Below are 19,548 nucleotides of genomic sequence, written 5' to 3' on the forward strand. Positions count from 1 at the left end.
CGGGCTCAGGCCGGGCGCGATGCGGCGCGGCGCAGCACCTGCCAGTAATTCTGGCCGATTTCCATTTCCGGGCCCAGGCCGCGATCCAACAGGCGCTGGTGCAGATGGGGCAGATTGTGGGCTGGCACATGCATTACAAGGTGATGCTCAAGATGATAGTTGACCCAGTAGGGCGCCACGAAAAGGCGCATCAGCGGGCCGGCGCGTGTGGTGCGCACGTTTCGCAGTGGATTGTCGGAAAACTCGACCGCGCCATGTTCGGCGATGTTTCGGATACGCAGCACCAGTTGGAACCATGTCAGCAGCGGCAAGGCCCAGAAAGCCAGCCACCACCACCAGGCGCCCACCGCCCACATGATGGCGAAGATGACCAGGTTGGCCAGTGCCGCGCGGCCCAGCTCCGGCCCGTTGAACGCCTGCGACAATTCCTGCGAACTGGGCTGCCCCTCGACCTCACCAGCCATCTTGAAGGCAAACATGATCTGCTGTGCGCGCAGTTTCAGGCCCGTTTGCCCGGTGATGTCGCGCAACAGCTTGCGTCGCAACGAGGCTGGCGTGGTGGGAAACGGTTTTGACAGGCGCAGATCGGGGTCGTTCTCGGTCTGGGTGTGACGGTGATGTTTCAAATGATAGCGGCGGTACTCGAACAGGTCTGCCAGAATGGGCCGCCCACACAGCCACTCGCCCGCGAATTCGTTCAACCGGCGTGATTTGAACAATGCCATATGCGCGGCCTCGTGCATCAGGATTGCCAGCCCAAGCTGTCGTGACCCGATTAACATCACGGCCAGCAGGAATGTCAGCGGGTTGGGCCAGGCGGCAAACAGCGCCAGCCCCGCCGCGATCACCGCCCAGGCGTGAAGCACCAGCCAAGCCCCCCACAGATCGGACCGATGCGCCAATGGGCGAATTTCATCCGAAGTAGAAAAGTCTTTGCCGCGAGGTCCGGTATATCCATCTGCCATGTGTCGTTCTCCTCCTGCGTGACAGAGTTCCGTCCCCCGATGAAGCTGTCAACGAAAACGCGGCGCGCGTTTCGTCTTGTGCCTTGCGGCGCTGGTCATTATTCCCTGAACGCAACATTCTTTCCCGGGAGGACGCCATGACGAAATTCGACAAGTCCAAGCTGCCCAGCCGCTATGTGACCGAAGGCCCCGAGCGCGCGCCGCATCGCTCTTATTATTACGCGATGGGCATGACCGAGGCCGAGATTCACCAGCCGTTGGTCGGCGTGGCCACCTGTTGGAACGAGGCGGCCCCGTGCAACATCTCGCTGAGCCGTCAGGCGCAGGCGGTCAAGGGTGGCGTGAAAGAGGCGCATGGATCGCCCCGTGAATTTACCACCATCACCGTGACCGATGGCATCGCCATGGGCCATGAAGGGATGCGCAGCAGCCTGGCATCGCGCGAGGCGATCGCCGACACGGTCGAACTGACCATGCGCGGCCACTGCTATGATGCGCTGGTGGGCCTGGCCGGTTGCGACAAGTCGCTGCCGGGCATGATGATGGCGATGGTGCGGCTGAACGTGCCGTCGGTCTTCATCTACGGTGGCTCGATCCTGCCGGGCAAGGCGCCGCAGATCGACGATATCCCCGAGGACTTTCGCACGCGCGACCTGACCGTGCAGGACATGTTCGAAGCGGTCGGCTGGCATCAGAACAAGCAGATGTCGGACAAGGCGCTCGACGCGCTGGAGCGTGTGGCCTGCCCCTCGGCGGGGGCTTGTGGCGGGCAGTTCACCGCAAACACCATGGCCTGCGTATCCGAGGCGATCGGCCTGGCGTTGATGAACAGTTCGGGCATGCCCGCTCCTTATGAATCGCGCGACCAATACGCCGAGGCGTCGGGTCAGGCGGTGATGAACCTGTTGGAAAAGAACATCCGCGCCCGCGATGTCGTTACGCGCCAGTCCCTTGAAAACGCGGCGCGCGTCGTGGCTTGCACCGGCGGCAGCACCAATGCAGGTTTGCACCTGCCCGCCATTGCGCACGAAGCGGGCATCGAGTTCTACCTTGAAGACGTGTGCGAGATCTTCCGCGACACGCCCTATTTCGTCGACCTGAAGCCGGGCGGTCAGTTCGTCGCCAAGGATCTGTATGACGCGGGTGGCATCCCCGTGGTGATGAAAGAGTTGCGCAAGGCTGGCCTGATCCACGAGGATTGCATGACCGCCACGGGTCGTTCCATCGGCGAAGAGCTGGACATGATCGAGCGCGAGGCTGATGGCCGCGTGATCTATCCCATCGACCAGCCGATCACCAAGACGGGCGGCGTGGTGGGCCTAATGGGCAACCTGGCCCCGCAGGGCGCCATCGTGAAGGTGGCCGGTATCGCATCTGAAAACCAGGTCTTTAGCGGCCCCGCTCGTGTGTTCGAATGTGAGGAAGATGCTTTTGCCGCCGTCAAGGCACGTGAATACCAAGAGGGCGAAGTGATCGTCATCCGCAACGAAGGCCCCGCTGGCGGCCCCGGCATGCGCGAGATGCTGGCCACCACCGCTGCCCTGTCCGGTCAAGGCATGGGCAAGAAGGTGGCTTTGATCACCGATGGTCGTTTCTCGGGCGCGACGCGCGGGTTCTGCGTGGGGCACGTGGGCCCCGAGGCGGCGCATGGTGGCCCCATCGCCATGATCCGCAACGGCGACATGATCACCATCGACGCGATCAGGGGTGAGCTGTCGGTCGACCTGAGCGATGACGATCTGGAAAAGCGCAAAGCCGAGTGGCAAGGCCCGCGCAAGACGATTTATACCTCTGGTGCGTTGTGGAAATACGCGCAGTTGGTGGGCGAAACGTATAAGGGTGCCGTCACCCATCCGGGGGCCGAGGCCGAGGCGCATGTCTATATGGACCTGTAAGGTCTTGAAGACGGGCACGGCGATCGGGCCGCGCCTTGCCGCGGCAGGCTTGGCGCTTGTGACCCTGGCCGGCTGCCTGGAGGGGTTGCCCGTTGCCGGGGCCGGCAGCCAGACCGCCGGCGAAGCCGGGCGGGCCGTCCCCGTCACCCGCAGGACCGAGCTGGGCGGGGGTAGCGTGGTTATCGTGCCGCCGGCCGGGTATTGCCTGGATAAATCCAGCATTTCCGACCGTGTCGGCGGCGCATTTGCCCTGATTGCCAGTTGCGAGTCGCTGACGGGGCGTATGGGCGGTGTTCTGGTCGAACCTGCGGTCATTACCGTTTCGGTGTCAGGCAAGCGCGAGGACCGCGATCAACCCGAGGCCGCGGTACTCGCGCAGGCGCTGCCAGATGCAGCGGCTCTGCGAGAAACCAACGGCGATGGCCTTACCGTCGTGCAGGTCGCCGATGACACCGGGCCCTTGCAGGGCGCAAGCAGCGACACGCGGCACTGGCGCGGTGCGATGGTTGTTAATGACAGGCTTGTCGGACTGGCCGTCTACGGTGCGCCTGACAGCGCAATCGCCGGCGACAGCGGCGAGCGGCTGCTGGTCGCCCTGGCCGAGTCGATCCGCGAGAACAGCCCCTTCCTGGCGAGCGATGCCCCAGTGGCGCCAAGTTCGGATGAGACCGCCGATAGCCCGGAGGTGCCCCGTGAAACCCCAGCGGCTTCTGCCTCTGGCGAGTAGGGTTTGGCAGGGGGTTTCCCGAAAGGCTTTATATTTATCTTTTCGACTCACAAAATTTCGCAGATTGAAGTAACGAGGCAGGCATGGTTGGACGGCTTTTCAGAACGATGATGTTCCGCGCGTCGCTGCGGCGTTGGGCGGCTGCGGCCCGCGATGCGGATACAGCCAGCCTTGCGCTGTTGCGCCAGCAGCGCAGCCGGGCGCGGCGGCTGCGGCATCACCTGGATCACTTGATTTTCAAGGCCGACAACCGGCTGGCCCTGCCGATGATCGGGTCGTCCGCGTTTCGCAAGCCGGTTAATGCCGACTGGTCCTGGCGCCCCGAGCTTTGGCGTGGCCCTTTGCCCGATAGGGGCATCGCGGCGGCGCGCAACCAATCGGCCTTGGGGGAAGAGGTAACGCTGTTTCATGATTGCGATTTCTCCGAACTGACCCTGCGCCAGGTCCGCAATCGGCGCGAGTCCGACCTTGCCCCCTACGGCCTGCGCATGGACGTTTTTCGTTTCGACGGCTCTTATCTTTCGCTGGTTATCGCACTCCCGCCCGGTGCGACCGATGGGCTGAAGCGGCGGCACCTGATCCGGCTCGATACGCTCGTGGAAATGGAAAAGCCCCTGGAAATCTTTGCCCGGCTCAACATCAAGCACGGCCCCAATACCGAACAGATCGTACGGGAATTGCCACTGCACGAAGAAGAAGTGATGGTCGAGTTCGATCTGGCCTATACCAAGCTGAACGAAAAACGGATCGAGCGGGCATGGCTGGACCTGATTTTCGAAGGGCCAGAAATGAACATGGTCACGATCCGCGACGTGACCTTCAGCCGTCGGCCGCGCGCCGAATTGTGACGGAGCATGTGATGAGTACCATGAAGTTGACCAAGACCCGTGTTTTCGAAGGCGTCTGGGAGGGCCTGCTGACCATGGCAGATGGCGGCAAGAGCCAGCCCGAGATCGAGGTCACCCACCTTGGGCAGACCATCGAACCTGTCGAGGTGATCGAGAATCGCGAACAGGGTCATTGGGTGGTGCGCGTTCCGATCCCCGCCGAAGCGGTGTCGGATGGCGTGCAGACCTTTTTGATCACCGACGCGGACACGGGTGAAACACTTGAAAGTTTCGCCGTCCTCGCGGGCGATGCCCTGGGCGATGATATCCGTGCCGAAGTCCAGTTGCTGCGCGAGGAGTTGGACATGCTCAAGCGGGCATTTCGTCGGCATTGCGTCGAAACCATGTAAAACCGGCATGCGCGGGTGCCCCGTGCTGCCAATCGGTGCCGGGGAGGGCTGCCATGATCACGGAAATCGTGCGTTTCAAAATCGACCCGGGCCTGGGGCGCGAAGAGGTCGTGCGCCGGTTCGAATCGACCATGCTGGCGTGGTCGGAGAATCCGAAGCTGGTGCGGAAATACTATCTCTACGATGAAGAAAGCGGAATCGGTGGTGGTGTCTACCTCTGGACCGACAAGGCAAGTGCCCAAGCGGCGCATGACGCCGCATGGTGCGACCGGGCCGAACAGCTTTACGGCAGCCGGCCGACATTCGAATATTTCGAAACGCCCTGTATCGTAGATAATTCTGAACAACACTGAGCGGCCCAATTTCTATTCCCAGGAAATTGCCCACAAATCCGTTGTGGATTTGTCTTGGTTCGAGTGCCGTGGTGGTGGTCGCGGCTGACGCCGCGTTGCGCGTGACAAGCGCCACCCGGCTGCGCCACGCTGGCACCTATCCAGAGAGGACCAGCCAATGACGCAATACCCGCACCTTATGTCGCCGCTCGATCTGGGTTTCACGACGCTGAAAAACCGCGTGCTGATGGGCTCGATGCACACGGGCCTTGAGGAAACGAAGAACTGGAACCGCGTGGCGGAGTTCTATGCCGAGCGCGCGCGGGGTGATGTGGCGTTGATGGTCACGGGCGGCATGGCGCCCAACCGCGAAGGTGGGGTATTTCCCGGCGCTGCCGGGCTGTTCACGCCCGAGGATATCGCCAACCACCGTATCGTCACCGACCGTGTCCATGACGCCGGCGGCAAGATCGCGATGCAAATACTGCACGCGGGGCGGTATGCCTATTCGCCCGACTGCGTGTCGGCCAGCGCGGTCAAATCACCCATCTCGCCCTTTCCGCCCAAAGAACTGGACGAAGACGGAATCCAGAAGCAGTTGAATGACATCGCCACTGCCGCGGCCCGTGCCCGCGAGGCGGGCTACGACGGGGTCGAGGTGATGGGCTCCGAGGGGTATTTCATCAACCAGTTTCTTGTGACCCACACCAACAAGCGGACGGATGCTTGGGGAGGTTCCTACGAAAACCGGATGCGTGTTGCCATCGAGGCGGTTAAACGTGCCCGCGAAAAGGTGGGTGATGATTTCATCATCATCTACCGGCTCTCCATGATCGACCTCGTTCCCAACGGGTCGACCTTTGACGAGGTTGTGCAGCTTGCGCAGGAGATCGAGGCAGCAGGGGCCACGATCCTCAATACCGGCATCGGCTGGCACGAAGCGCGCGTGCCCACGATCGCCACCAGCGTGCCGCGTGCGGCTTTTGCATGGGTGACGAAAAAGCTGATGGGCAAGGTGAGTATTCCGGTCATCACTTCGAACCGCATCAACACGCCCGAAGTCGCCGAAGAGGTGTTGGCGACGGGGTGCGCCGACATGGTCAGCATGGCGCGGCCGATGTTGGCGGATGCGTATTTCGTGAAAAAGGCCGCGCGCGGCCAGTCGGATCGGATTGCGCCCTGCATTGCCTGCAACCAAGCCTGCCTTGATCACACGTTCAGCGGAAAGATCAGTTCCTGCCTTGTCAATCCACGGGCCTGTTTCGAAACCGAGATCGTTATTGAAAAGGCTGCGGTATCCAAAAGCGTGGCAGTTGTGGGCGCGGGGCCGGCCGGCCTGTCGGCGGCGCTGACTGCGGCCGAGCGCGGGCACAACGTGACTGTTTTTGACAAGTCCGACCGGATCGGCGGCCAGTTGAACATGGCGCGTGTCATCCCGGGCAAGGAAGAGTTCCACGGGCTGGTCGACTGGTTCGAGACCATGATCAAGGCGGCGGGTATCACCCGGCGTCTTGGCGTCGCGGCTCACGTGGACGACCTGACAGGGTTCGACGAGGTGATAATCGCCACTGGCGTTGCCCCGCGGAACCCCGAAATCCCGGGGCAGGAGCGTGACAATGTGCTGTATTACACCGATGTTCTTGCGGGTAAGGCGCCGGTGGGGCAGCGCGTGGCCATCGTGGGTGCCGGTGGCATCGGCTTTGACGTGGCCGAATACCTGGCCACCGATCATTCGCCCACCACTGACCTGCCGGAATGGATGCGCGAATGGGGCGTGACCGACCCTGACTTGGCGCGCAGCGGACTGGCGCCCGAGGGCCCGCAACCGGCCCTGCCCACCCGTCAAGTAACCTTGATGCAGCGCAAGGCCAGGGCGCTTGGCAAGGGGCTGGGCAAGACAACCGGCTGGATTCACCGCGCGAGCCTGAAGATGAAGAATGTCGAGATGCTGGGCGGCGTGAACTACGAACGGATAAATGACGCGGGCCTGCATGTCAGTTTTGGCGAGGCGCGGGAAAACCCCCGTGTGATCGCGGCGGATACGATCGTTCTGTGCGCAGGGCAATTGTCCGAACGCGGTCTGGCCGACGCGCTGGAGGCGCGCGGTATCGCCTGTCACGTGATCGGAGGTGCCGATGTGGCCGCCGAACTGGACGCCAAGCGCGCCATTGACCAGGGCACCCGGCTGGCCGCGGATCTTTGAAGGTGCAATGCCCGTCACCTGTGGCGACTCTCCTTTTTCGGGTGTCCGTGCAGCCAGGGCGGGTATTGGCGGAATCCGTCGGTGACAACACGCCAAGCGCGCTGTAGACTGCCATCAACCGCCGAAAGAGCGGGCAACGAGGCAGAGCAATGGCATATCCCGACGGTTTCACGGCGCGGTGGACGCGTCTTTTGCATCGCGTATATGCGCGGTTGTCGGCGCGCGCCCGCCCCGCAGGCGGTTTCGTCAGCCAGCCAGAACCACGGACCGTGGGCAGCTTCGCGCGCGGCCGACAGTTGGTTGCCGGCAATTATCTTTTCGCAGGCTACCTGATCGAGGCGGAAGACGCCGGCATCTGGGATGTCGCGCCGCCCGCGCCTACCTTCGAAGACGAACTGCACGGTTTTGCCTGGCTCGATGACCTGGCGGCCGTGGGCGATGCGGCAGCGCGGGCCTGCGCGCAAGAGTGGCTTTGGACATGGATCGACAGGTTCGGCAAGGGGCGCGGGCCCGGTTGGACGCCGGATTTGACCGGCCGGCGAATGATTCGCTGGATTCATCACGCAGTATTCTTGCTGCGTGGGCAGGATCAGGCCGCATCCCGCGCGTTTTTCCGCAGCCTTGCCCACCAGACCATTTTTCTGTCCCGACGTTGGGGGGCGACCGCGCCGGGCCTGCCCCGGTTCGAAGCTTTGACCGGATTGATCTATGCAGGGTTGTCGCTGCAGGGGATGGAGCGTCACGTGGCCCCAGCCACCCGCGCGCTCGAGCGAGAGTGCCGCCGCCAGGTTGATGCGCATGGCGGGATTCCCACCCGCAATCCCGAAGAGTTGCTGGAGGTCTTTACCCTTCTGACATGGGCGGCTGCCGCGTTGGACGAGGTCGGTCAGCCAGTGCAACCCGAATTGCGCGCGGCGATCGACCGGATCGCGCCGACCCTGCGAACGCTGCGCCACGCCGATGGCGGGTTGGCCCGGTTTCATGGCGGGGGCCGTGGTCTCGACGGCCGTCTGGATTCGGCGCTGGCGTCAAGCATGGTCAAATCGCGCGCGCAGGACGGGCTTTCGATGGGCTTTGCCCGGCTGAGCGCGGGCCGTACCAGCATCATCGTCGATGCCGCCCAGCCGCCCACCGGAACGGCCTCGCGCGATGCACATGCCTCGACGCTCGCGTTCGAACTGACGTCGGGCCGCCGCCCGGTGATCGTGAATTGCGGCTCGGGGGCCAGTTTCGGGCAGGAATGGCGGCGAGCGGGTCGGGCCACGGCCAGCCATTCGACACTGTCGCTTGCAGGGTATTCCAGCGCGCGCCTGGGCACCGGGGGAAAGCGTGGCGACTGGTTGAGCGACGCACCGCGCGACGTGCCGGTCGAAATCTCGCACGCTGCGGATGGGCTGCGCCTTCAGGCCGGGCATGACGGCTACGTGCGGACCCATGGATTGATCCATGCGCGCACGCTTGATTTGACATTCGACGGGCGTGGCGTGGCGGGCGAGGATATGCTGCTGGCGCTTGATGACAAGGCGCACGCAACCTTTGACCGCGCGATGGAAGACGCGCGGTTGCAGGGTATTCCCTTCGATATCCGTTTTCACCTGCATCCCGAGGTCGACGCGACAATCGACATGGGCGGCGCGGCGATCAGCCTGGCGCTGAAATCTGGCGAACTTTGGGTGTTCCGCCATGATGCAAGCGCCGAAATGCATCTCGAGGCCAGCGTTTACCTTGAAAAAGGGCGCTTGCGCCCGCGTGCGACCAAACAAATCGTTTTATCCGCCCGCGCAATGGACTATGCGACGCGCATCCGGTGGTCGCTGGCCAAGGCGCAGGACACGCCCATAAGCATTCGCGACGTGCACCGGGACGAGCTGGATTTGACCGATTGAACCGGAGCCTGACCCCATGACCGCCGACCTGCACCCTATCCGCCGCGCATTGCTTTCCGTATCCGACAAGACCGGGCTGATCGAACTGGCGCAGGCACTGGCGGCGCGCGGGGTCGAACTTTTGTCGACAGGTGGCACGGCCCGCGCGATGCGCGAGGCGGGGCTGACGGTCAAGGATGTGGCTGACGTGACCGGCTTTCCCGAAATGATGGATGGTCGGGTCAAAACGCTGCATCCCGCCGTACATGGCGGCCTGCTGGCCCTGCGCGATAACGAGGCCCATATGGGCGCGGCCACGGCCCACGGCATCCCAGAGATAGACCTGCTGGTGGTAAACCTTTATCCGTTCGAGGATGCGCTGGCCCGTGGCGCAGCCTATGACGAGATGATCGAGAATATCGACATCGGCGGCCCGGCAATGATCCGCGCGGCGGCCAAGAACCATCGGTTCGTAAACGTGGTTGTGGATGTCGAGGATTACGCCCCGCTGCTGGCCGAGCTTGAAGCTCATGACGGCCAGACCTCTTACACGTTCCGGCAGCGGCTGGCGCAGGTGGCCTATGCCCGCACGGGCGCCTACGACGCTGCTGTCAGCGGTTGGATGGCCGACGCAATCGGTGAAACCGCGCCGCGCCGCCGCGTGGTGGCGGGCAAGCTTGCGCAAACGCTGCGCTACGGTGAAAATCCGCACCAGCAGGCCGCATTCTATACCGACGGCACCGACCGTCCGGGCATTTCCACCGCCCAGCAGTTGCAGGGCAAGGAGCTGTCTTACAACAACATCAACGACACCGATGCCGCGTTCGAGCTGGTCAGTGAATTTCTGCCAATCGATGGCCCGGCCTGCGCGATAATCAAGCACGCCAACCCCTGCGGCGTGGCCCGCGCCAGCACGTTGAAAGAGGCCTATACCCGTGCTTTCGACTGCGACCGGACCAGCGCGTTCGGCGGTATCGTGGCGCTGAACACCATTCTCGATGCCGAAACGGCGGCCGAGATCGCAAAGATATTTACCGAGGTGGTGATCGCGCCCGGGGCCGACCAGGGCGCACGCGACATCTTTGCCGCAAAGAAGAACCTGCGCCTGCTGGTCGCGCCCGGGCTGGCCAACCCGGCCGCGGGTGGCTTGGCGTTCAAACAGGTTTCGGGCGGCCTGCTGGTACAAGACAAGGACAATGGCCGCGTTGCGGCGGATGATCTGAAAGTCGTGACGAAACGCACGCCCAGCGATGCCGAAATGGCTGATCTGGTGTTTGCCTGGAAAGTGGCCAAGCACGTCAAGTCGAACGCCATCGTCTATGTCAAGGATGGCGCCACCGTTGGCGTGGGCGCGGGCCAGATGAGCCGCGTCGACAGCTCGACCATCGCGGCGCTCAAGGCCGGGCGCATGGCTCGCGAAATGGGGCTGGACGAGACGCCGGCAAAGGGTTCGGTCGTGGCGTCGGATGCGTTTTTCCCCTTTGCCGACGGTCTTCTGGCGGCGGCCGAGGCAGGCGCTACGGCGGTGATCCAACCGGGGGGCTCGATGCGCGATGACGAGGTGATCGCCGCCGCCGACGAGGCCGGGCTGGCCATGGTGTTCACCGGAATGCGGCACTTTCGGCACTGATGCCGGTGCTGCTGGAACAAGGATAATCCCCATGCGGTTGGTGTTCTGGGTGGGTTTCTGGACCTTCCTTCTGGATCAGGCGACCAAATGGTTGGTCGTGCATTGGCTTGACTTGCGCACGTTGCATGAAATCGACGTGCTGCCGCCGCTGCTGAACCTGCGGATGGCGTGGAATTACGGCATCAATTTCGGCTTGCTGGGCGATCCTTCCGGGCTGACCCGTTGGGTGCTGATCAGCGTGGCACTGGTGGTGTCGGCCGCCGTTATCTGGTGGGTTCGGCGCGATCCGCCCGGGCGCTGGGGGTATGTCGCGGCCGGGCTGATGGTGGGTGGTGCACTGGGAAACGTGGTTGACCGCATGCTTTACGGCGCGGTTGCCGATTTCCTGAACATGTCGTGTTGCGGTTTTGAAAATCCCTATGCCTTCAACGTGGCCGATATTGCCGTTTTCATGGGGGCCGCGGGCTTGATCCTGTTCACCGGGCAAGACGACAAGAGGCAAAAGGCCCCGTGACGCCGCTGGTGTTATCGGGTAAGGCTGGGGCAGGATAACGGAGTTCGACAATGCGCATTACGCAGGCAAGCATCGGATTGGTCTTGATCTTGGCCGTGGCCGGCTGTGCCCGTGGCGACCGAGAGGTTGACCTGCGACAATTGACGTCGGCGGACGGAACCCCCGATGAATTCTCGGTTCTGCCCTCCAAGCCACTTCAGTCGCCTGACAATTTCAACAACCTGCCCACCCCCAACCCGGGTGGCCGCAACCTGGTGGATCAGAACCCACGCGCCGACGCGGTGGCAAGCCTGGGCGGCAGACCCTCGGCGCTTGAAGGCGACGGTGTGCCCGGCGGCGACGCGGCACTGGTGCGCCACGCAGCCCGTGGCGGCGTGCCCGGCAATATTCGCGAAACCGTGGCGCAAGAAGACGAGGAATTCCGCCAGCGCAGGGGCCGCTTCCAGAAGCTGCGGATTTTCGTGAAGAACAAGTATAACTCGGTCTATGAACGCCAAACGCTCGACTCGTCGCGCACCAACCAGGCTTACCGCCGGGTCGGGGTGCCCACGCCATCGTCGCCGCCGACGAACTCGCGGCGCTGAACCCGCTCACATCCCTGTCAGGGATGCTTGTTGCGGCGCGATTTCGGTGTATCTCTTTCTCTAAAGCTCACCGGAGGTAAGCCGATGCTGCGTCTAACCGCGTTTGTTCTTGCATTATACGCCTTGGCGTTTCCCGCCTTGGCGCGCGATAACGTTACCAGTTTTTCGCTTGATAATGGCATGGACGTGGTGGTGATCGAAGACCACCGTGCCTCAGTTGTTGTGCACATGGTCTGGTATCGCGCCGGATCGGCAGATGAACCGCCCGGGAGCTCGGGCGTTGCCCATTTCCTGGAACATCTACTGTTTCGCGGCACCGAGAACCTGGCCCCCGGCGAGTTTTCATCCACTGTCGCGCGCAACGGCGGGTCTGACAACGCGTTCACCAGTTATGATTACACCGCCTACTACCAGCGGGTCGCGGCTGACCGACTGGGCCTGATGATGCAGATGGAAGCCGACCGCATGGTGAACCTGAAGCTGACAGAAAGCGATGTGTCCACCGAGCGCGAGGTGATTATCGAAGAGCGGAACCAACGCGTCGAAAATGACCCGTCCGCCCTGTTCCGCGAGCAAAAGAACGCCGCGCAGTACCTCAACCATCGTTACGGCGTGCCCATCATCGGCTGGCGCCACGAGATGGAGGCACTGGACCAGGCGAAAGCTCGCGCTTTCTACGACCGATACTATTCTCCCAACAATGCCATCCTGATCGTCGCCGGCGATGTCCAGCCCGACGAGGTGCGTGCACTGGCCGAAAAACATTACGGTCCGATCCCCGCAAATCCCGATCTGCCCGAACGCGCCCGCCCGCAAGAGCCCCCGCAGATGGCCGAACGCCGCATGGTGTTTCGCGATGCCCGCGTGGCGCAACCCTACGTGTCGCGTTCGTACCTGGCGCCCGAGCGTGACAGCGGCGCGCAAGAGCGGGCCGCCGCGCTGGAAACCCTGTCCGAGATCCTCGGCGGCGGCGCAACCAGCGTTTTGAACGAAACCTTGCAGTTCGACCAGAAAGTTGCCGTTTTCACGGGCGCTTACTATGGTGGAACCTCGCTCGACGACACGGATTTCAGTTTTATCGTCGTGCCCGCGCCCGGCGTGACGCTGGAACAGGCCGAGGCCGCGCTTGACGAAACCCTGGCCACGTTCCTGGAAACGGGCGTCGATTCCGAACAGCTGGAACGTATCAAGATGCAAATGCGCGCAAGTCAGGTCTACGGGCGCGACAGCGTCGAATCGCTGGCCAACCGCTATGGACGGGCGCTGACCCAGGGGCTGACGATCGAGGATGTGCATGACTGGCCCGACATTCTGCAATCCGTCACCGCCAAAGACGTCATGGCGGCCGCGCGCGATCTTCTTGACCGCAGAAGGTCGGTCACCGGTTACCTGATGGGCGAAGAGGTGACACAATGATGCGCTTCGTCTGGGCCACCTTGTTGCTCGTGCTGGCGCTTCCCGCCCGCGCCGATGTTGAAATTCAGGAAATCACCACCCCGGGCGGCATCAACGCCTGGCTGGTCGAAGAACGTTCGATCCCCTTCACCGCGCTTGAAATCCGGTTTCGTGGAGGCGCATCGCTGGACTCTGCCGACAAACAGGGCGCAACGGGTCTCATGGTCTCGTTGCTCGAAGAGGGCGCAGGCGATCTCGATGCCCGTGCCTTTGCCCGCGAAACCGAGTCACTGGCGGCCTCGTTCAACTACAGGCTGGCCAGCGACGCGGTGCGCATTTCTGCCAGGTTCCTGAGCGAGAACCGCGACCAGGCCGTGCAGCTGTTGCGCGACAGCCTCATCCGACCACGATTTGACGATGACGCGATCGAAAGGGTGCGCGCGCAATTGCTGTCTTCGCTGCGCTCCGACCTGAAAGATCCGCGTGCCATCGCGGCCAAGCGCTTTGCCGCCATGGTGCATGGCAATCACCCCTATGCCCGCCCGCAGGACGGAACGATTGAAACGGTGACTGCGCTGACCCGTGATGACATCGTCGCGGCCCACCAGGGTGCGCTGGCGCGCGACCGTGTCTATGTCGGCGCCGTGGGCGATATTGGCCCCGATGAGCTGTCCGCCCTGCTTGACGATCTTCTGGGCGAATTGCCTGAAACCGGCGCGCCGCTTCCGGGCCCCGCCCCCGTCTCCCTCGATGGCGGCACCCATGTCGTCACTTTCGATACGCCGCAATCGGTCGCGGTTTTCGGGCAGCCCGGCATAAACCGCGACGACCCGGATTTCTTCGCGCTCTTCGTGCTTGACCACATCCTCGGGGGTGGGTCTTTCGAAAGTCGTCTCATGCAGGAGGTGCGTGAAAAACGGGGGCTGACCTATGGCGTCTATTCCTACCTTGTCGACAAGGACCAGGCGCAGTTGTGGCAGGGGTCTGTCGCCTCGGCCAATGATCGCGTGGCCCAGGCCGTGCAGGTCATCCGCGACGAATGGAAAAAGCTGCGCGACGGCGGCGTGACCGCCGAAGAATTGCAAGACGCCAAGACTTACCTCACGGGCGCCTACCCGCTGCGTTTCGATGGCAACGGCCCGATTGCCAACATCATCGTCGCCATGCAGATGGAGGGTCTGCCGGTCGATTATATCGCCACCCGGAACGACAAGGTGAATGACGTGACACTTGAGCAGGTCAACCGTGTCGCGGCCGAGCGGCTCGACCCCGACAGGCTGACCTTTGTCGTGGTTGGCCAGCCCGAGGGCCTGGATCAGACGGCCGATTGATCTTCCTCTTGCCCCAAATACCCCGGGGAGCGTGAGGGGCAGCGCCCCTCACCCTCGAAGGCCCGCAAGGGCCTGAGGTATCGGGCGTGCGCCGCAGGCGCACTCATTCGCCGTAAGGCACCCAAATGGTTTTCACCTCGGTTGCGGCATCGAGAAACGCGTGCCCTTCGCCCACCGCGCCTGACCAGTCGCGCGCCTGGGCGTGGTTGACCCATGTTCGTTTCAGGGTTCCGGCGCTGTCTGTTTCGATCTGCGCGGAAAGGTCGGTCGAACTGAAGGACCAGACCGCATCGACGCTCGCGTGCTGCGCCAACGTCGGGGCGAGGTCGGCATGCGCGCCGGACAGGATATTCACCACGCCGCCCGGCACGTCCGATGTTTCCAGCACCTGCGTGAAATCCATGGCCGCCAGCGGGAAGGGGTCGGAGGCGATCAAAACGCTGGCATTGCCCATGGCCATTGCCGGGGCCATGACCGATACTAGGCCCAGTAAAGGCGCTTCATCCGGGCATAGCGCGCCGATCACGCCCACTGGGGCGCGCATCGCCATGGCCACGCCGCGCAGTGGCACACCCTTTACCCGGCCGTCGAACTTGTCGGCCCAGGCCGCATAGGTGAACAGCCGCCGGATGCTGGCCACGACTTCCTCCGCGCCCTTGCGCCCGCCTGTCATGGCATCGATCCGCCCGGCAAATTCCGCTGCCCGTGCCTCCAGGTTCTCGGCCATGTAATACAAGATCTGCGCGCGCGCATGGCCCGTGGTCCTGGCCCAGCCTCCGGCGGCGCCCGTCGCGGCTTCGACCGCGTTGCGGATGTCCTTGCGATTGGTGATCGGCACTTCGCCCAAAGCCGTGCCGGACTTGCTGAAAACGGTGCGTGTGTAGCCGCCATCCGGCCGGGCCTGCTTGCCCCCTATATAGAGCTTGGCTGTGCGGTCGATCCCGCCTTGCGTTTTGCTGTCATCGCCGTGAGACGGTACGATACGGTGCAGCGGCTTTGTCTTGCCCGCCGGGCGCAGATAGGCCCGCAGCCCTTCCCAGCCTCCTTCGCGGCCGAACCCGCTTTCGCGCATCCCGCCAAAGGGGGCGGCGGCGTCGAACAGGTTGGTGGCATTCACCCAGACCACGCCTGCCGCCAGTTTCGGGGCCACGTCCAGCGCCAGGTTCAGGTTTTCCGACCAGACACTTGCCGCCAAGCCGTAGCGCGTATCATTGGCCAGCGCCACGGCCTCGGCCGGTGTGCGAAATGTGGTCGAGACCAGCACGGGACCAAAGATTTCCTCTTGCATGAGCGGGTCGCTGGGCGCCAGCCCGGTGATCAGCGTCGGCGGGTAGTAGCAGCCCCGCGCTGGCAAGCCGGCGCCCGGCTGGTACACGGTGCCCGTGGTGCAGCCCGCCACCATGCTTGCGACACGCTCGCGCTGCGCCGAGTCCACGATGGCGCCCACGTCGATGCATTTGTCCATCGGGTCGCCGATGCGCAGCTTGTCCATGCGGGCCCTCAGGCGGGTGTGAAACGTTTCGGCGATGCCTTCCTGCACCAGCAGGCGCGACCCCGCGCAGCAGACTTGCCCGCCATTGAACCAGATCGCATCGGCCAGCCCCTCGACCGCGCTGTCGATATCGGCATCGTCGAAAACAACATAGGCCGATTTCCCGCCCAGTTCCAATGTCAATGCCTTGCCATGCCCCGCGGTGGCGCGGCGGATCGCGCGGCCCACATCGGTCGAGCCGGTAAAGGCCACCTTGTCCACGCCGTCATGCGCCACCAGCAATTCGCCCACCGCGCCGTCGCCGGTGACTATGTTCATCACGCCCTTCGGCAGGCCCGCGCGGCGGCAGATATCGGCGAAAAGAAGGGCCGTGAGCGATGTGTACTCGGCAGGTTTCAGCACCACGGTATTGCCAGCCGCCAGGGCCGGGGCCACCTTCCATGCCAGCATCAGCAGCGGAAAGTTCCACGGGATCACCTGTCCGCAAACACCGTGCGGCACCATGCCCGGCAACTCGCTTTCGATCAGCTGCGCCAGGCCGGCATGGTGGTAGAAATGGCGGTGGACGAGGGGAATGTCGATATCGCGCGCTTCGCGGATAGGTTTGCCATTATCCAGCGTTTCGAGCACGGCAAACAACCGCGCATGTTTCTGGATCATCCGCGCCAGCGCGTAAAGGTGGCGCGCCCGGCCATGCCCGCCAAGACGTTCCCATTTCGGTTGTGCGCGGCGCGCGGCGGCCACGGCGGCGCTCACGTCCTCGGCGCGGGCCTGGGACAGCGTTGCCAACACCTCGCCCGTTGCGGGGTTGCGACTGTCGAAACCATCGCCCGGATCGGTGAACGCGCCATCTATGAAATGGCCGAACCGATCGCCCTGGTCGACAAGCCAGGCCAGCGCCTCGGCCGCGCTTTCTGGGGCGGGGCCATACTCCATGTTTTCGAAGATCTCCTTGACGGTCATGCGCCTTTCCCAATCCTGAATATCAGATGTCGCGGCATGGGGCGGGCATTTGCCCGCCGCTGCCTTACCCCATCGCGTGCCGCCAACTGGCCGAATAGGCGCCGGTCACGTGGTGGTCCAGTTGCCGTTCGATATCACCCAGCAGCGATGACGCGCCAAATCGAAAAAGGTCGGGCTGCAGCCAGCGGTTGCCCAGTTCCTCCTTGATCAGCGACAGGTATACTAGCGCATCCTTGGCTTTCGAAATGCCGCCAGCGGGCTTGTAGCCCACGCGATAGCCCGTGCGCTGATGATAATCGCGGATCGCCCGGATCATCACGAGGCTGACGGGCAGGGTGGCGTTCACGGCCTCTTTGCCGGTGCTTGTCTTGATGAAGTCGGCCCCCGCCATCATGCAGACAAGGCTGGCGCGCGCGACATTGCGCAGGCTTCCCAGCTCGCCTGTGGCCAGGATGGCCTTTACATGCGCGCCGCCGCAAGCGGTGCGAAAGGCGCGCATCTCGTCATAAAGCGCCTGCCAATTGCCTGTCAGTACATGCCGGCGCGAAATAACGATGTCGATCTCATCGGCGCCGACCTTGACGCTTTCGCCAATCTCGGCGACGCGCAGGTGAAAAGGCGACAACCCGGCCGGAAATCCGGTTGAAACGGCGGCCACGGGGATGCCCGTGCCTGTCAGCGCGTCCCGGGCCGGTGCAATCATGTCGTGGTAGACGCAGACCGCCCCCACGGTCAGCCCTTCCATCCCAAGGGGTTTCAGAATGTCCGGCCGCACGGGTTGTCGCGCCTTGGCGCAAAGCCGGGCAACCCGGCCGGCGGTGTCGTCGCCGGCCAATGTTGTCAGGTCGATGCAGGATATCGCCCGGCACAACCACGCGGCCTGGAACTCTTTCTTCACGCTGCGGCGTCCGGGCAGGCTTGCACAGCGCCTTTCGATGGCCGAGGTGTTGGCGCGCGCAGACATCACCCAGTCCATGTCCAGTTCCTGGCCCGGGTTGCGCGGCTCGGTTACTTGCGGCAACTGCGTGGGGGTCTCGGTCGCCTGCATGCGCGCCTCTCTGTCTTTCACCGCAAAAAGCGTGTCATGACCCACCCGCCTTGGCAAGCCGGCGCGTGCCTTGCGCGGATTGCCCGGCAGGGCCCGAGATGCCGGGCTTGCGACCCGACGGCCGCAAGCCCGTGTAGCCACTCCGTCTTACTCGGCGATCATCTCGGCCTGGCGCACGATCACCTCGGCCTGCTTGATCGAGGCGATGTCGATCAGCTTGCCCTTGTAGGTCGTCGCGCCCTCGCCGCGGGCCTTGGCCTCTTCCATCGCGGCCAGGATCTCGCGCGCTTCCGTCACGGCCTCTTCGGTGGGGGTGAAGACCTCGTTGGCCAGCGCCACCTGCTTGGGGTGGATGGCCCATTTGCCGACCATGCCCAAAGTGGCCGATCGCAGCGCCTGCGCGCGGAAACCGTCATCGTCCGAGAAATCGCCAAACGGCCCGTCGACCGGCAGCACGCCATGGGTGCGGCAGGCGGCGACGATATTGGCCTGCGCCCAGTGCCACGGGTCCGACCAGTATTTCGCGCCCTCGTGCAGCATGTAGTAATTTGCCTGCGTGCCGCCAATGCCGGTTGTGGCCATGCCCATCGAGGCAGCGAAATCGGCTGCGCCAAGGCTCATCGCCTGCAGGCGGGGGGTGGCGGCGGCAATCTCCTCGACATGGGCGATGCCTGCTGCGGATTCGATGATGACCTCGAACCCCAGTTTCTTTTTGCGGCCCTTGGCCGCTTCGATCGCCGTTACCAGTGCATCGACCGCGTAAAGGTCCGCAGCGCAGCCGACCTTGGGAATCATGATCAGGTCCAGCCGATCGGATGCCTGTTCCAGCAGGTCGACGACGTCACGATACCAATAGGGTGTGTCCAACCCGTTTATGCGCACCGAGAGCGTTTTCTTGCCCCAGTCGATATCGCCGATTGTCTCGATTGCCATCTTGCGCGCCATGTCCTTGTCGTCGGGCGCGACCGAGTCTTCGAGATCGAGGTTGATCACGTCAGCGTCGGAGGTGGCCATCTTGGGCGGCAGCTTGGTGTTCGAGGCCGGGCCGAACAGCTGGCAACGGTTCGGGCGCGCCACGGGTGCGGGCTGGGTGCGAAAGCTCATATCGGTCACCTTTCGGGTAAGGAAATTACGTTTTTATCGCAGGCAGAGATATTTATTTGCGTGAAGTGCTGCAAGCCGATTCTGCCTTGCAGCATTGGCAAGGAATGGCCTGCGGCATTTGACAGCGCGACGGGCAAGGCGCAAAGCGCAAGGCGAAATACGCTCTAGGGTCAGGACCCATTGATTTCTGCGAGGCGGCGTGATTCACGGTTCGAAAAACGAGCGGTGAACATGTCTGATCTCTTCTGGTTGACCGACGCCCA

General features: G+C 63.4%; 16 protein-coding genes. 12 read left to right on the forward strand and 4 right to left on the reverse strand.

Features of this window, described 5'->3' with window-relative positions; genetic code table 11:
- Positions 1-5: 5 nt before the first annotated feature.
- Positions 6-965, reverse strand: a complete 960-nt coding sequence (locus M8744_RS14740) for a fatty acid desaturase family protein (protein ID WP_251419122.1) — start codon at positions 963-965, stop codon at positions 6-8.
- Positions 966-1,102: 137 nt separating this feature from the next.
- Between M8744_RS14740 and ilvD the strand changes: the two genes are divergently transcribed.
- From ilvD to M8744_RS14800, 12 genes are all read left to right on the forward strand, one after another.
- A complete protein-coding gene (ilvD, locus tag M8744_RS14745; protein WP_251419124.1) occupies positions 1,103-2,860 on the forward strand; it encodes a dihydroxy-acid dehydratase in 1,758 nt (585 codons plus the stop codon).
- Between the two features lie 4 nt (positions 2,861-2,864).
- Positions 2,865-3,587 (forward strand): hypothetical protein, encoded by a 723-nt coding sequence (locus tag M8744_RS14750; RefSeq protein WP_251419126.1) that lies wholly within the window; start codon positions 2,865-2,867, stop codon positions 3,585-3,587.
- Positions 3,588-3,670: 83 nt separating this feature from the next.
- A complete protein-coding gene (locus M8744_RS14755) occupies positions 3,671-4,435 on the forward strand; it encodes a DUF6478 family protein (RefSeq protein ID WP_251419128.1) in 765 nt (254 codons plus the stop codon).
- A gap of 11 nt (positions 4,436-4,446) precedes the next feature.
- Positions 4,447-4,824, forward strand: a complete 378-nt coding sequence (locus M8744_RS14760) for a hypothetical protein (RefSeq protein ID WP_251419130.1) — start codon at positions 4,447-4,449, stop codon at positions 4,822-4,824.
- A 53-nt stretch (positions 4,825-4,877) separates the two neighbouring features.
- On the forward strand, positions 4,878-5,177 hold the full coding sequence (locus tag M8744_RS14765) for a hypothetical protein (protein WP_251419132.1): 300 nt from the start codon (positions 4,878-4,880) through the stop codon (positions 5,175-5,177).
- A gap of 157 nt (positions 5,178-5,334) precedes the next feature.
- A complete protein-coding gene (locus M8744_RS14770; RefSeq protein ID WP_251419134.1) occupies positions 5,335-7,359 on the forward strand; it encodes an NADPH-dependent 2,4-dienoyl-CoA reductase in 2,025 nt (674 codons plus the stop codon).
- Between the two features lie 149 nt (positions 7,360-7,508).
- Positions 7,509-9,245 carry a heparinase II/III family protein gene (locus M8744_RS14775; protein WP_251419136.1) on the forward strand — a complete coding sequence of 579 codons (1,737 nt, stop codon included), beginning with the start codon at positions 7,509-7,511 and terminating at the stop codon, positions 9,243-9,245.
- Positions 9,246-9,261: 16 nt separating this feature from the next.
- Entirely contained in the window at positions 9,262-10,854 is a 1,593-nt protein-coding gene (gene purH / locus M8744_RS14780; RefSeq protein ID WP_251419138.1) for a bifunctional phosphoribosylaminoimidazolecarboxamide formyltransferase/IMP cyclohydrolase, read from the forward strand.
- A gap of 31 nt (positions 10,855-10,885) precedes the next feature.
- A complete protein-coding gene (gene lspA / locus M8744_RS14785; RefSeq protein WP_251419140.1) occupies positions 10,886-11,368 on the forward strand; it encodes a signal peptidase II in 483 nt (160 codons plus the stop codon).
- Between the two features lie 50 nt (positions 11,369-11,418).
- The gene (locus tag M8744_RS14790) at positions 11,419-11,952 is read left to right on the forward strand and encodes a DUF3035 domain-containing protein (protein ID WP_251419142.1); all 534 of its coding nucleotides are present in this window, start codon (positions 11,419-11,421) and stop codon (positions 11,950-11,952) included.
- Between the two features lie 84 nt (positions 11,953-12,036).
- Positions 12,037-13,368: a M16 family metallopeptidase gene (locus tag M8744_RS14795; RefSeq protein ID WP_251419144.1), complete on the forward strand. Its 1,332-nt coding sequence runs from the start codon at positions 12,037-12,039 to the stop codon at positions 13,366-13,368.
- Positions 13,365-14,678 carry a M16 family metallopeptidase gene (locus M8744_RS14800; protein WP_434481374.1) on the forward strand — a complete coding sequence of 438 codons (1,314 nt, stop codon included), beginning with the start codon at positions 13,365-13,367 and terminating at the stop codon, positions 14,676-14,678. Before M8744_RS14795 ends, M8744_RS14800 begins: the two co-directional genes overlap by 4 nt.
- A gap of 103 nt (positions 14,679-14,781) precedes the next feature.
- Here M8744_RS14800 and M8744_RS14805 read toward each other — a convergent pair whose 3' ends face one another.
- The 3 genes from M8744_RS14805 to M8744_RS14815 all read right to left on the reverse strand — a co-directional run bounded on the left by M8744_RS14805 (position 14,782) and on the right by M8744_RS14815 (position 19,285).
- Positions 14,782-17,133, reverse strand: a complete 2,352-nt coding sequence (locus M8744_RS14805; RefSeq protein ID WP_251419146.1) for an aldehyde dehydrogenase family protein — start codon at positions 17,131-17,133, stop codon at positions 14,782-14,784.
- Positions 17,134-17,197: 64 nt separating this feature from the next.
- Positions 17,198-18,181 (reverse strand): deoxyribose-phosphate aldolase, encoded by a 984-nt coding sequence (gene deoC, locus M8744_RS14810; RefSeq protein WP_251419161.1) that lies wholly within the window; start codon positions 18,179-18,181, stop codon positions 17,198-17,200.
- A 147-nt stretch (positions 18,182-18,328) separates the two neighbouring features.
- On the reverse strand, positions 18,329-19,285 hold the full coding sequence (locus M8744_RS14815; RefSeq protein ID WP_251419148.1) for an L-malyl-CoA/beta-methylmalyl-CoA lyase: 957 nt from the start codon (positions 19,283-19,285) through the stop codon (positions 18,329-18,331).
- Positions 19,286-19,548: the final 263 nt, after the last annotated feature.

This window comes from Lutimaribacter degradans (assembly GCF_023703375.1).
Classification (GTDB): domain Bacteria; phylum Pseudomonadota; class Alphaproteobacteria; order Rhodobacterales; family Rhodobacteraceae; genus Lutimaribacter; species Lutimaribacter degradans.

What these genes read in the sequence shown, in the direction of transcription:
- ilvD (WP_251419124.1), top strand. Translation starts at nt 1,103, where the DNA reads ATGACGAAATTCGACAAGTCCAAGCTGCCCAGCCGCTATGTGACCGAA.
- lspA (WP_251419140.1), top strand. Translation starts at nt 10,886, where the DNA reads ATGCGGTTGGTGTTCTGGGTGGGTTTCTGGACCTTCCTTCTGGATCAG.
- M8744_RS14760 (WP_251419130.1), top strand. Translation starts at nt 4,447, where the DNA reads ATGAGTACCATGAAGTTGACCAAGACCCGTGTTTTCGAAGGCGTCTGG.
- M8744_RS14755 (WP_251419128.1), top strand. Translation starts at nt 3,671, where the DNA reads ATGGTTGGACGGCTTTTCAGAACGATGATGTTCCGCGCGTCGCTGCGG.
- deoC (WP_251419161.1), bottom strand. Translation starts at nt 18,181, where the DNA reads ATGCAGGCGACCGAGACCCCCACGCAGTTGCCGCAAGTAACCGAGCCG.
- M8744_RS14770 (WP_251419134.1), top strand. Translation starts at nt 5,335, where the DNA reads ATGACGCAATACCCGCACCTTATGTCGCCGCTCGATCTGGGTTTCACG.
- M8744_RS14815 (WP_251419148.1), bottom strand. Translation starts at nt 19,285, where the DNA reads ATGAGCTTTCGCACCCAGCCCGCACCCGTGGCGCGCCCGAACCGTTGC.
- M8744_RS14790 (WP_251419142.1), top strand. Translation starts at nt 11,419, where the DNA reads ATGCGCATTACGCAGGCAAGCATCGGATTGGTCTTGATCTTGGCCGTG.
- M8744_RS14800 (WP_434481374.1), top strand. Translation starts at nt 13,365, where the DNA reads ATGATGCGCTTCGTCTGGGCCACCTTGTTGCTCGTGCTGGCGCTTCCC.
- M8744_RS14740 (WP_251419122.1), bottom strand. Translation starts at nt 965, where the DNA reads ATGGCAGATGGATATACCGGACCTCGCGGCAAAGACTTTTCTACTTCG.
- M8744_RS14805 (WP_251419146.1), bottom strand. Translation starts at nt 17,133, where the DNA reads ATGACCGTCAAGGAGATCTTCGAAAACATGGAGTATGGCCCCGCCCCA.
- purH (WP_251419138.1), top strand. Translation starts at nt 9,262, where the DNA reads ATGACCGCCGACCTGCACCCTATCCGCCGCGCATTGCTTTCCGTATCC.
- M8744_RS14795 (WP_251419144.1), top strand. Translation starts at nt 12,037, where the DNA reads ATGCTGCGTCTAACCGCGTTTGTTCTTGCATTATACGCCTTGGCGTTT.
- M8744_RS14765 (WP_251419132.1), top strand. Translation starts at nt 4,878, where the DNA reads ATGATCACGGAAATCGTGCGTTTCAAAATCGACCCGGGCCTGGGGCGC.
- M8744_RS14775 (WP_251419136.1), top strand. Translation starts at nt 7,509, where the DNA reads ATGGCATATCCCGACGGTTTCACGGCGCGGTGGACGCGTCTTTTGCAT.